This is a genomic window from Roseobacter sp. SK209-2-6 (assembly GCF_000169455.1).
Classification (GTDB): Bacteria; Pseudomonadota; Alphaproteobacteria; order Rhodobacterales; family Rhodobacteraceae; genus Pseudophaeobacter.
Genome location: NZ_AAYC01000019.1, coordinates 45,917 through 58,862 on the forward strand (window position 1 = coordinate 45,917; position 12,946 = coordinate 58,862).

10 protein-coding genes are annotated in these 12,946 nt (G+C 54.1%); 8 read left to right on the forward strand and 2 right to left on the reverse strand.

Annotation, left to right across the window (positions count from 1 at the left end; genetic code table 11):
- Positions 1-7: 7 nt before the first annotated feature.
- The 8 genes from RSK20926_RS20735 to RSK20926_RS20770 are packed head-to-tail and all read left to right on the forward strand — an operon-like array spanning position 8 to position 10,268.
- Positions 8-619, forward strand: coding sequence for a DUF6931 family protein (locus RSK20926_RS20735; RefSeq protein ID WP_008209783.1), 612 nt, complete (start codon positions 8-10; stop codon positions 617-619).
- 14 nt (positions 620-633) lie between these two features.
- Positions 634-933 carry a PAAR domain-containing protein gene (locus RSK20926_RS20740; protein WP_008209784.1) on the forward strand — a complete coding sequence of 100 codons (300 nt, stop codon included), beginning with the start codon at positions 634-636 and terminating at the stop codon, positions 931-933.
- Positions 934-941: 8 nt separating this feature from the next.
- On the forward strand, positions 942-2,441 hold the full coding sequence (gene tagH / locus RSK20926_RS20745; protein ID WP_008209785.1) for a type VI secretion system-associated FHA domain protein TagH: 1,500 nt from the start codon (positions 942-944) through the stop codon (positions 2,439-2,441).
- A 39-nt stretch (positions 2,442-2,480) separates the two neighbouring features.
- On the forward strand, positions 2,481-3,821 hold the full coding sequence (gene tssK, locus RSK20926_RS20750; protein ID WP_037256136.1) for a type VI secretion system baseplate subunit TssK: 1,341 nt from the start codon (positions 2,481-2,483) through the stop codon (positions 3,819-3,821).
- Positions 3,822-3,878: 57 nt separating this feature from the next.
- Entirely contained in the window at positions 3,879-5,297 is a 1,419-nt protein-coding gene (icmH, locus tag RSK20926_RS20755; protein WP_037256155.1) for a type IVB secretion system protein IcmH/DotU, read from the forward strand.
- Complete coding sequence (gene tssM / locus RSK20926_RS20760; RefSeq protein WP_008209789.1) at positions 5,294-8,866, forward strand: type VI secretion system membrane subunit TssM; 3,573 nt, start codon at positions 5,294-5,296, stop codon at positions 8,864-8,866. The genes icmH and tssM overlap by 4 nt, the downstream gene beginning before the upstream one ends.
- Positions 8,848-9,549 (forward strand): type VI secretion system-associated protein TagF, encoded by a 702-nt coding sequence (gene tagF, locus RSK20926_RS20765; protein ID WP_232281947.1) that lies wholly within the window; start codon positions 8,848-8,850, stop codon positions 9,547-9,549. Before tssM ends, tagF begins: the two co-directional genes overlap by 19 nt.
- Positions 9,546-10,268: a PP2C family protein-serine/threonine phosphatase gene (locus RSK20926_RS20770; protein WP_008209793.1), complete on the forward strand. Its 723-nt coding sequence runs from the start codon at positions 9,546-9,548 to the stop codon at positions 10,266-10,268. The genes tagF and RSK20926_RS20770 overlap by 4 nt, the downstream gene beginning before the upstream one ends.
- A gap of 3 nt (positions 10,269-10,271) precedes the next feature.
- Here the strand turns inward: RSK20926_RS20770 and RSK20926_RS20775 are convergent, their stop codons facing one another.
- Together RSK20926_RS20775 and RSK20926_RS20780 are read right to left on the reverse strand one after the other, a co-directional pair.
- A complete protein-coding gene (locus RSK20926_RS20775) occupies positions 10,272-12,488 on the reverse strand; it encodes a serine/threonine protein kinase (RefSeq protein WP_008209795.1) in 2,217 nt (738 codons plus the stop codon).
- Positions 12,489-12,521: 33 nt separating this feature from the next.
- Positions 12,522-12,946 (reverse strand): OmpA family protein (locus tag RSK20926_RS20780; RefSeq protein WP_008209798.1); only part of this gene is annotated, 425 nt, incomplete at its 5' end.

The following is a 12,946-nucleotide window of genomic DNA, read 5'->3' on the forward strand; positions in this document are numbered from 1 at the left end:
GGAAACGATGTCAGAGAGATTTGAAAATCTGATCAAGCTTCCGCCGGATCCCGTCGCTAAGCTGTTGTCGCGTGCCAATGTCATTTTGAAAACACCGCTGGAGGCCCCACCCACGGCTGCAGCCCCTGCAGTTTTGGAAGAATTGGTTCAGAAGGGTGCATTGGTCGATCTGCTGCGTCTTCTGGCCATTCTATTGCCACCCAGAGAACGCGTTTGGTGGGCCTGTATGGCGGCACGGGACTATATTGGTCCCCGATCCCCCAAGGATCCCCCATCTTTGACCACATCAGAGGCCTGGGTGCGCGAACCCAACGAAGAAAACAGGGATGCAGCCCGCGTGACTCTAGACCATGCCTATATCGATGATGACACTGTGAATTGCGCATTGGCGGTTCTTTATGCGGATGGAACTTTGGGTCCGGGTGATCTGAAGCAATACCCCGCCCCGGCTGGCGCATCAGAGGCAGCAGCCTTTGCGATGAATATGGTAGCCTTGGGTCAATTGTCTGATAAGTTTGAAGAACACGGCCAGGTGCTCGTCGAGCGTGCATTGGATATTGCACGCGGGGGAAATGGCCAGGGTTCTGCTAAACCTGCTGCGGCGGAACAAGAGCAATAAGGAGATGAGCTGACATGGGAATGCCACAGGCCCGCGTATTCGATTTGCATGCCTGCATGCTGCCATCCATTCCACCGCCACCGGCAGTGCCGATCCCGATCCCAATTCAACCACCCTGTGCGGTGACGGTTTTGGTTGGAAAGCTTCCCGCCGCCCGCATGACAGACTTGTGTATGGCGGCGCCGCCCCATCCGATAGTCAAAGGCTCTGGTACCGTGCTGATCAACAAACTGCCTGCCGCCCGGATCATGGATAATACAGCCTGCGGGGGGATGATCGTGAAGGGTGAGTTTACGGTCCTGGTAGGAGGATAGCAGCGACGATGGCTGTCACCTTGAAGTTTCAGAATTCCGGAGCAATTCCGGGAGATGCCTCACCGGTTCCAATGCTTGGACCCAGCCTGACCATTGGGCGGGGCGATAGCAATGACTTGGTGCTGCCTGATCCGGATCAGCAACTTTCACGCAGCCATTGTGCAATCGAGGATCACAACGGCAATGTTTTGGTTGTCGACCTAAGCGCCAATGGAACATTCCTCAACTATTCAAAAATCCCCTTGGGCCGGACACCAACACCGCTGAATAACGGAGATGTTCTTTGCGTTGGGAACTATGAACTCCTTGTTGAGATAAGTAACAACAATCTGGCTGATCAAATTCCAGATCCCGTTGCTGCTGTTCCTATTTCACCTGGCGTAGCGGGGAATGCACCTGATCCCATGGCGCTGCTCGATGATGCAGGTCCCGAAGGAGATTTTCTTGATGATCTTCTTGGGGAGACAGCGCCAACTGGCCCGGCTCAACTCAATCCGGTAGACCCTATTGATGAGCTGTTGCCCCCAATGGGCGAAGACGAAGATCCGTTTTTCCAGAAACCTCTGGATGGTTTGGAGGGGGAGGGGGCAAGCCTGCCAAGCCACTCGCCTTCGGCATCGGATAGCTTTTCCGCCCCTGCTGCCTCTTCTTCGACCATTCCAGATGACTGGGACGATGATTTCTTTGCGGGAATAGGAGAGGCTGAGACTGCGGCGATCCCGGAACCAGTTGCGCCTGCCCCCGCACCAGTGATCAAAGAGCCAGAACCTACTCCGACTGTAGAGGAGGTTCAGACCGCAACACCCGCAACTGTGCCGCCGAAACCAGAAGACCAATCGCAGGCTCCATCCGCCCCGGCTACCAAACCCGTGGAGCGGGAAGCGAAAGGTGAAGATCGCGTAACGGCGTCGACCGCGCAAAGTTCCGATGACGCAGTGGGGGCCTATCTGCGTGGTCTGGGCTTGGAAGAGAATTTTCTTGCGGATGAGGACCGCAGCACCGCTATGGGCCGTTTGGGACGTGTGATGCTGACCTTGGTGACCGGGCTGCGTGAAATCCTGATGACACGAACTTCGATCAAGTCGGAATTCCGAATTGAGCAAACCATGATTTCAGCAGGTGGGAATAACCCACTCAAGTTTTCGATAACGCCTGACCAGGCAATCGAAGCCATGGTGAAGCCAGCGACCAAAGGTTACCTCAGCCCAGAGACCGCGGCAGAGGAAGCGCTCAGAGATATCAAGGCCCATGAGGTTGCTATGGTGACCGGTATGGAAGCCGCTCTCAAGGGTGTGTTGGGAAAACTGGACCCAAAGGCTTTGGAGGCTCAGATCGAAGATCGGGGTGGTCTGAGTGGTCTCTTAAGGGGCAAGAAAGCGCGCTATTGGGATGTCTATGAAAAACTATATGCAGACATTTCAGATCAGGCGGAAAATGATTTTCATGAGCTGTTTAGCCGCGAATTTGCTCGTGCTTACAAAGCGCAGCTCGATAAGTTGAAAGATTGATCTGCGGTATTTCCTGCAGACGATGGGAAGGAGAACCAGGTGTCCTGGGACAGTAAGGTGCTATGGACTGAGGGGCTATTTCTGCAGCCTCATCACTTCCAACAAGCGGATCGCTATACTGAAGCTTTGGTAACGGGGCTGGCGCGACGCATAAGCCCTTATGCCTGGGGTGTGAACGGGCTTGAGATCGACCATGAGGCTTTAAAAATTGGCCAATTCGCCCTCAAATCCTGCGAAGGGTTAACCCATGATGGGACGGTCTTTCGCGTTCCCATGGCGGATGCCCACCCCCAAGCATTGGAAGTTCCAAGCACGATCAAAGACTGTGTTGTCTATCTGACAATTCCGCAGCGGCGTCAGGGCGCTGCGGAGGTTGATTTGAGTGGTGCAGAACGATCTGCAAGTCGGTTACGCCCCGATAGTCAGGAAGTCACCGATGTGACCAGCAATGAACGCAAACCCGTTGCGCTTGATGTTGGTAAGCTCAGGCTCCAGTTCGCATTGGCAGTGGATGACCTGGCGGATCTTCTGGCTATTCCCGTGGCCCGTATCATCGAAGTGCGTGCCGACAAGGAGATCATCCTTGATCAGGCTTTCATCCCTTCTTGCTTGGATGTGCGGGCGGCTTCGGTCTTGCAAGATTTCCTGCGTGAGTTGGAAGGCTTGCTTGCGCATCGCATGGAGGCCTTGGCGGGCCGATTGGCAGAGGCGGGCACTGCGCGCGGGGTTGCGGATATTTCCGACTTCCTGCTTCTAAGCGTTGTAAACCGGATGCTGCCGGTTGTGCGCCATCTGCGCCAGATAGAGAACCTGCACCCCGAGAGGCTCTACGCACTCTGCGCAAGTCTTGCAGGGGAACTCTCTGGTTTTATGGCCGCAGATAAGCAAGCGCCGGAACTGCCGCCCTATACACATGATGACCTTATGAATTGCTTTGCGCCGGTCATTCGGGTTTTACGCCAGTATCTGAGTTCGGTCTTGGAGCAAACAGCCATCCCGATCAAACTGGAAGAGCGCAAGTACGGGATTTCGGTTGGTGTCATTGCGGATCGCAAACTTTTGGGCAATGCGGGATTTGTTTTGGCGGTCAGTGCGGATCTGCCCGCCGAAGATGTCCGCCGTCATTTCGCAGGGCAGGCAAAGATTGGACCTGTCGAGGAAATTCGCCAGTTGGTGAACTCTGCTCTGCCTGGGATCACTCTTAGACCCTTGCCCGTAGCACCTCGTCAAATCCCCTATCATTCCGGAGTGGTCTATTTCGAAATGGACGGGGAAAGCCCTTATTGGCGCAAGATGACGACCTCCGGCGGCATTGCTGTACATGTCTCAGGCCAATTTCCCGGCCTGAAAATGGAGCTTTGGGCCATTAGAAACGGCTAACTGATACATGCGCTCTGCCAGATTGGCAGGCTGCGGAACAAGTGATTGGGTATGAATATGGGTGACTACGACGACCCCTTTGCAGAGCCGGGTGATACGGACAAGACGGTGATCCGGCCAAATCCGGGTGGCCGCAGGTCAGCTCCCTCAGTGGAGCCTCAACCCACCGCGCCGACGCCATCTTCGACCCTGGGTGAGGAAAGCTCGGCAGATGCAATAGGTGTTCCACAAGGGCTTTCGTCATCAGCGCCCAAACCCGCCGCAGGTAAAGCGGCTCAGATGGCGCTGACGGGGATGAACCCTTTGGCCGCCTGTGCTTCAACTCTTTTTGCATTGATCAGCCGGATCCGAAATCGTGCCCAGCATATGGACCCTGACGGGCTGCGTAAAAATGTTGTTGCTGAGGTCCGAGCATTTGAAAACAGGGCGCTGCAGGCAGGAATAGCTGCGCAAACGGTCAAAGTTGCCCGCTATGCTCTTTGTGCCACTCTTGATGATGTTGTGCTCAACACGCCTTGGGGCGGGCAATCCAACTGGGGTTTGCAATCCATGGTCGGAACCTTCCATCGAGAGACCGTTGGCGGGGACCGGTTCTATGACCTTCTTGCCAGATTGGAAAAAGAACCAGGCAACAATATCGATATGCTTGAATTTCTTTACATGTGCATGTCGCTTGGTTTCGAAGGCCGTCTGAGAGTGGAACAGGGGGGGAGCGAAAAGCACCTGCAGATCCGAGCAGCACTGGCTAGAATTATTCGCAACCAGCGTGGGCCGGTGGAGCGCGATCTCTCTCCTCATTGGGAAGGATTGGTCAAACCGTTCAAGATGCTCTCTGCCTGGCGACTTGTTTGGATATCCCTGGCGATTACTGGGATTTTGCTGGCGGCGCAATTTACGGGGCTCAGCTGGGCCCTGTCCAACGAGACGGAGAACGTCGTTGGGCAACTGAGCATTGTTGATGCGGGGCAAAAGGCAGAGCTAGAGCGCCGGGCCCCACCGCCACCGCCGCCACCACCAGCGCCAACCATCGAAGAGCAGATTGCCAAGGTCTCTGGCTTTCTGGAGCCAGAGATTGCGGGGGGCATCGTCAAGGTCTTTCAAAAGGGTAATGTGCTCATAATTCGACTGGCGGGCTCTGGTATGTTTGGCTCCGGATCCGACCAGCTGAGCAAAGCCTTTCGAACACCGGTTCAACGCCTGGCAGAGGCTCTGAACGATGAGAAAGGGCAGGTCATCGTGGTTGGCCATTCAGACAATATTCCAATCAGGTCTTCTCGCTTCCCATCCAATATGGCGCTTTCCTTGGCGCGGGCAAAATCGGTGATGGAAGGGATGGCAAAAGCCATGGCAGAGCCGGAACGACTGTCGGCGGAGGGGCGCGCGGATCAGGAACCCATTGCGGACAATGGAACCAAAGCGGGACGGGCCAAGAACCGCCGAATTGAAATCTTGCTGGTGCAGGAGGTTGGCCAATGATCCGCCGATATATTCTTCCGTTGCTACGATCCCTTTATACTGCGCTTCTCTTTCTCGCCTTGGTGCTCTCTCTTTGCACCTGGTTTTTTGCTCCATTTATTGCCACCGAAGATTGGCGGCCCTTTGATACGGTTTTTGCACGTGTCCTGACCATTGGAATAATCTGGTTTGTGGCACTCTTCATCATCGGCCTGGTTTTCTTTCTGCGGCGTCGGCGCGATCGCAAGATGGCAGAAGATATGGCTGAGGCCGTTGATACGGTTGATGATGACGATATCCTCGCCGAAGAGATTGGAGAGCTGCGTGGCAAATTCAAACAAGCCATGGCAGAACTGCGAAAGAGCAAGAATGGACGTCGCCATCTGAATGTTCTGCCATGGTATGTGATGATTGGCCCACCGGGCGCAGGTAAGACCACGGCGATTGTGAATTCAGGTTTGCAGTTCCCGCTAGCTGAGAAACTGGGCAAAGCGGCCATCGGGGGTGTTGGCGGCACGCGAAACTGCGACTGGTGGTTTACCAATGAAGCGGTGCTTATTGATACAGCGGGGCGCTACACAACGCAGGAAAGCGATGCCGAGGCCGATAATGCGGCTTGGCTCGGCTTCTTAGGTTTGCTCAAGAAATATCGAAAACGGCAGCCAATCAATGGGGCACTTGTTGCGATCTCTCTATCTGATCTATCCCTGCAGGATGAGATGACACAGAAAGCGCATGCGCAGGCTGTGCGACGCAGGCTGTCCGAACTGCGCGAAAAACTCGGTGTGCGCTTTCCTGTCTATGTTCTGTTCACTAAGGCGGATTTGATCGCAGGTTTTCAGGAGTTTTTTGAAATCCTTGGCAAAGAAGACCGGGAACAGGTTTGGGGCTTTACGCTACCCTTGGCGAAAAACAAGAAGAGTGCTGCGCCAATAGATCATTTCGATGAGGAGTTCGCTGCACTTCTGGGACAGATGAACGCACAGCTCCTGGAAAAAATGCAGGTTGAAACAGATCACCAACGTCGCGCATTGGTCGCGGGCTTCCCTGCGCAGGTTGCCTCTATGCGGTCGGTTGCAAAAGAATTCCTGACAGAGGTTTTTCAAGACAACCGTTTTGAGAAACGGCAGATGTTGCGTGGGGTCTATTTCACATCGGGAACCCAGGAAGGTACGCCGATCGACAGGTTGATGTTGGGCATGGCGCAGACTTTTGGCATTGGGCGCCAAGCCATCGGCACCGGGCAGGGAACAGGGCGTTCCTTTTTCCTGACAAGACTTTTTGAGCAAGTCTTGTTTCCAGAGGCAGGTCTGGTTTCTGCAGATGACAAGATTGAGCGCCGCTATCGCTGGACCAGAAGGCTCGCCATTACCGCAACCGTTCTTGTCGCCGCACTCATGGGTGGACTTTGGGTGAATTCCTATCTGGAAAATGCGGAGTTCATCGAAGAAGCAGAAGAACAGATCAGTGCTTATCAGGCTGCTGCTGCGACCCTTCCACCCAGCCCAATTGGCGATACCGATTTGGTTCCCGTTGTGGATGCGCTCAACATTTTGCGTGATATGCCCGGTAATCCGGTTTTGAACAAACCAGAGCCAGAGCGCGAAATGACCTATGGGCTGTACCAAGGGGAAGTCATTGGAACCCAAGCAGCTCAGACCTACCGCCGTGCGTTGAATCAGCGCCTGCTTCCGCGTCTTCTGGTCAGGCTTGAAGAACAGATCGCCGCCAATGTGAACAATACGGATGTTCTCTATGAGGCGTTGAAGATCTATTTGATGTTAGGGCTACAAGGTCCGATGAACCAGGATCTGGTCAAGGAATGGATGCGGCTGGATTGGGAATTGGTGGCATATCCCGGCGCAGTTCGCATCCAGCTTCGCAAGGATTTGACGGATCATCTTTCGGCTTTGCTCTCGCAGCCAATGGAAGAAATTGCGCTGAACGGACCTTTGGTGGAACAGGCTCAGAACATCTTGTCAGAGATGCCACTGGCGCAGCGGGTCTATAATGGGATCATCAACTCTAACACTGCGACCAGCCTGCCGAAATGGCGTCTGACAGAGATTGGGGGGCCTTCTGTCAAACGCGTTCTAGTACGCAGTTCGGGTAAGGCACTGAACGATGGTATCGAGGGCATCTTTACCTACAGCGGCTTCAACAATGTCTTCTTGCCAGAAGCTGTCAGTGTTTCTGAGAGAGTGCAGAACGAAGCCTGGGTTCTGGGGGAACGGGCTGGAGAGGGGCAAAGTGAATCGGCCCTGCTTGCGCTCAGCCGCGATGTGCTTGATCTATACTATAATGACTACATCAGTCGTTACGATCAGGTTCTGGCTGATGTGGATATTGTGCCATTGGAATCTCTCAGCCATGCTGTTGAGGTCACCAATGTTCTGTCAGGACCGACGTCACCAATTGTGAACATCCTGACAGAAATCAGCCGCGAAACGCGTTTGGCTGAAGATCGCTCTTCTTTGGATTCAGAATCTTTGGGCGAAGGTGTTTCCCAAGTGGCAGCGATCGAAACGCGTTCCAGTCTCTCGATCCAGGGTCAAATCTTGTTGGAAGCCCTGATAAGTTCCGCAGCCAATGCTCCGGGAGAGGCCGCGAAACCGCCAGGTTCTTATGTCCAAGAGCGGTTCCAGTGGTTGCATGAATTGGTTCAGAGACCGGAAGGGCAACCTTCCCGGCTTGATGATCTGATGGGATCGCTGCAGCTTGTCTATCAAGAGCTGAACAAGATGTCCTTTAGCGGTGTCACCTCGGGTGAAAGCGGGCAGGCTCTATTGCAGTTCCAGCAGTCGGCCTCCCGCCTTGATGGCCCCATTCAGAGATGGGCAACCCAAGTTTCGGCCGGCTCTTCTGGGATTACATCCGAGGGAACCCGGGCTTCGATCAACGCGCGCTGGCAGTCCTCCGTGTTGCCCTTCTGTCAAAAGGCTTTGGACAATCGGTATCCTTTCAACCGGCGGGCCAGGGCGGATGTGGCTATGGTTGATTTTGCCAAGCTCTTTGCGCCGGGTGGTTTGATTGACAGTTTCTTTGATGAAAACCTGTTGAAATATGTTGATACCCGCAGTCGGCCCTGGACTTGGAAACGTGTGAATGATGTAGATCTGGGTATTAGCCAGGCTGTCCTGCAACAAATGCAATTTGCAGCTGAGATCCGTGATGCGTTCTTTGCAGGTGCGGCCAACCCAGCTGTTCAATTCCAGATCACACCCAAGGCGTTGGATCCCAAGGCCAAAGAAGTGCTTTTGGAAATTGATGGCTCCAAGGTCGCCTATAGTCACCGCATGGGGCAGCCGTCTCCCGTTGCGGTGACCTGGCCTGGATCGGTTGGATTGGCACGAATTACGCTGTTGCCTCAGAAACGTGGCAATGAAAACAGCATGTCGCGTGATGGGCCATGGGCCTGGTTCCGCCTTTTGGATGCTGCGGAAGTGCGTCGCACAAACGTCTCTGATCGGCGCCGTGTCAATTTTCGCGTTGGTGGACGTCTCGCCCTGTTTGAGTTGCAGTCCGGGTCAGTTGTTAACCCCTTTGCCCTTCCTGCGATGGCAAAATTCAAATGTCCGCAGTCAATGTGATGGAGGGTGGTTTTGGAGCCTTTGGCAAAATGCCAACAGTCGGGGATTTCTTCCGGATCAATGCTCCCAACAGCTTTGTTCGGGGCTGGGACAGCTGGATACAGGAGATCCTTCTAGAAGGGCAAGACACCTATGGCGCTGGCTTCGATCCACTTTACATGTCGGCACCAATTTGGAGGTTTACTCTCCCGGCGGGACTTGCAGGCGCAAGCAAGGTTATGGGGATCTTGATGCCATCGATCGACAGGGTAGAGCGTCGATTTCCCCTAACCTTGATGTGCCCCCTTGCTACCCCCGGTCCGCCGGCCCTGGATCATTTGCGTGAAACCGCTCTTTTTGAACAGCTGGAGGATATCGCTCTCGCTTCTCTTGAGGATGACGCCAGTCGGGAGCAGCTGGCGCAGCAATTGGCTAAACTGACTATTCCCGATCTCAGAGATGCGGTGCCACTACGAGCCGCGGCGCAAACTCTGGTTCTGACTGGAACGGGTGAGGGGACGGCATTGGAAACGCATCTGGCCGCAGCGCTTCTTGCTCGTCACGCACCAAAGTGCAGTCTTTGGACAACTCAATTGGAAGGAGGGCCGCGTTTGCTTGTCAGCCCGGAGCTTCCAAGAGGCGAAACAGCGCGCGGACTGTTCGATCTTTCAGCCCCCATCTGGAGAGAGGCCCAACCCATATGAGTAGCCTGCTAAAATATCGCTATGTGGCACAGACCCATGTGGGGCTGAAGCGCAAGGTCAACGAAGATTCTATTCTGGCCCTTCCAGATCACGATATTTGGCTTGTTTCGGATGGAATGGGAGGGCATCAGGCAGGGGATTATGCCAGCCGGTTGATTGCGGATGCCGTTGCCACGATGCCTTTGGGTCTGGATCCGGCAGCAAAAATGCATACCTTGCGCGAGCGCATTCAGGACGCCCATCGGGCGATCCAGGCTGAAGCTGAAAACCGGGGCGCTGGGACAATCGGTGCAACCGTTGTAGCCTTGATTCTTGCCAATGGACACTTTGTTGGAATTTGGGCAGGGGACAGCCGTATCTACCGACTTCGCAATGGCCAAATCGAAATGCTGACCTCTGATCACTCCGCCGTTGCTGAGTTTGTCCTGGCCGGCAAAATGAGTTGGGATGAAGCGGACCAGCACCCTCAGTCCAATGCGATTTCTCGGGCCGTTGGTGTCGGAGATGATTTGGAGTTGGATAAGGTCAGGGGGGAGGTAATCGCGGGTGATCGGTTTTTGATCTGCTCTGATGGCCTGACCAAATACGCGACATTTTCCATGTTAGAGAATACCTTGTCCAACGCACCATTGGAAACGGTGGGGGAACAGCTAATGCAAATCGCGCTGTCTGGCGGCGGTGCAGACAATATCTCCTTGATCGTAGTGGATGCGCTCTGAGCTTTAGGGTTCGGCAGTGATCAAAATCTTGCTGTCCATTGATAGGACAAGGCCTGCATCTCTCGCCGCGCTCTCTTTTAGAGCTTCTGCAAAGCCAACGGCACTTTCAGAGGTTGGTCTCATCCCGTCAAACAGAGGCTCCGCTGAATGCAGCACGAGGATACGGCTTTTCCCAAGTGTGCTGTCATCGACCCTAAAGGCAATGCCTCCGGTCTGGGCAGATTCAGCTAAATCATAAGCAACTCGAATTGGGAACTGGCCTGTTGCACCTGCGCGAAGATCAGCAATAGCGTTATCTTGCCGGGAAATATTTGGTAGCAGGTGGAAGACGTTGCCCGAGACATCAAGGATCGAGACCGTCAGATAGCCCGACGTCATGCCGGAAGGAAGCACAACATCAATGATGGGGTTTTCCCCCACGAAGAACCGGCCAGACGGATTGGCTTTATCCTCACCGCCAACTCGAAACTCGACCACAATATCGCCGGATGGCGCATTGGGTAGAAATTGCTCCACCACGCAAAGTGAGGGATTCAGAACCTCTGTATCTACCGTGATTTTGCGTTCCCCAGAGATTTTCCGTAGAGCGTCAAAAATCTGAATCCGACTTTCGGGTCCTGCGATACGCCCAGTGATGACGATAGGCTCTTCCGGTCCAAAGCCCCCAACAGCTTTCGCCGGAAAAACACGAAGTGGGCCGCAGTCTTCTAAACCCTCTGTAACACTCCTGACCTCTGAAAGAGGGAGAGAGGGAAGGACGAAGGTGATTTCAGCAACCCCTTCCAAGTTCCCAGGCATACCATTGCCGAAGCGGTTGTTCAGATCGGCAGCCAGTGCAGCATCATTCGTAATACCGGTAAGCCGCGCCTGATTGTTACTGACTGCAAGGCGCCATTCCAGCAAAGGCTCCAGGGGTTCGATCACGGCTAAAACATCGTTTGCCCAGTTTTTGTTGATATCGCCGCTCGCAAGAGTGAGTTCAGTTTGATCAACAAACTGCTTTAACGCCTCTTCGGTTTCGGGCGAAGGAACATTGCCCACGGCACGACTGTGACCGGAGCGCTTCTTTTCAACAATGAGGGTAAAGGGCTCCGCTGCTGGATAGGTCGGGCCAAACAGTCCGTCAAAAGCGCCCGTAATTGAGCCACCGATACCGGCGGCTGTAAGGAGCAACAACAAGAGACCCAGCACAAGTGGTGCTGAACGCTTCTTGGGTTTTACTTTTTGAGGTGCAGCGTTTTCAGGCTCTTTCTTGACTGTTGAGGTCGCCCTTGCGGTGGTGGGAACTATGATTGTGGCATCGTCCACATCTGGAGCGGGAGGCTCGATAGGGGCATCAATCTTTGCATCACCATCGGCAATTGGATTGTCCAGAAACTCCAATACAGCCGATGCACTCTGCAGCCGCTTATCAGGGTCCGGCTCACACATACGCTCAATAATTAGTTTGAGCGGCTGAGGTAGGCCATCCGTGTTGAGAGGCAGCTTTTTATTCTCAACAACTTCCATTGGGTTGTCACCTAGCGAAGGCGATTTCCCTCTGAAATTTGCAAGCAACAATGCCCCCAGAGAATAAATGTCCGAACGCGCATCCGTCAGCCCTGCCATCTGTTCCGGCGCGGCGTAGGAGTATTTGCCGGCAAATTCGTTGCCAACGATGGTTTCCGCGCCGGGGTTTGTATCCTTAGCGATTCCAAAATCAATGATAACGGCCTGCGCTGGCTCCCCATTCCGCAGGATGATGTTGTCGGGGCTCAGGTCTCGGTGAACGATATTGCGACTATGTGCAGCCTGCAGGCCCTCTGAAACACGGCGGCAAACTGTAAGCAAATCGTCAGCAGACATTGGGCCTTGCTTGAGTTTTTTATCCAGGCCCGGACCATCGATGTAATCCATCAGCAGGTAGATGTGCCCATCAGGGGTTCGGTGATTTTCAGAATAGCGAACTACAGCATCATGCCGGATTTCTCGGATGTTCTCCTCTCGGGCCATTAGAACGGTGAAATCTTCGTTCCCTGAAAGCTCTTGCTTTAGAACCTTGATCGCAACCAGGTTACCGGAAATCTCTGAACGCGCCTTGTAGACGTCAGAGGTTCCGCCCCGCCCCAGGAGCATCTCGATCCTGTAGGTGTTGTTGAGGAGATCACCAGGCTGAAAAAGATCACTGGGTTGCGAGTCGATCATCCTGAGGCCCTTTAGCTGGAGCTTGGCAGGACCCATTACTGGATCCTATGCTGAGTAAAGCTCGCAGAGTTAGCCTAGAGCCTGAAATTCTACCCGCCGATTTTCATCTGCGCGCGGGTCGTTTTGATTGAAGGGGGCTGTTTCTCCCATTCCAATCGCGCGAAGTGAATTTTCGGCCACTCCACAGGAACTGATCAGATGGCGCCGGACTTCCTGGGCTCGCAGTAAGGATAGCCGTTCATTGTATTTGGCAGAACCAGAGCTGTCGGTATGCCCAATGATTTGGAAGACGGTGCCCGTCATGGCCTTCATCGAAGTACACATATTGGCGAGCTTCGGTTTTTGATCCGAGCGCAGGGTCGCGCTATCAAAATCAAACGAAATCTGTACGTTGATCTGGGATTGGCGTTCTACCGGCGTATATTCTTCCGCCGCCGCTGCGATTGTGGTGGTTTCTTGTTCATCGGCCGCAGTGGTATTCGCAGATGTTGCGC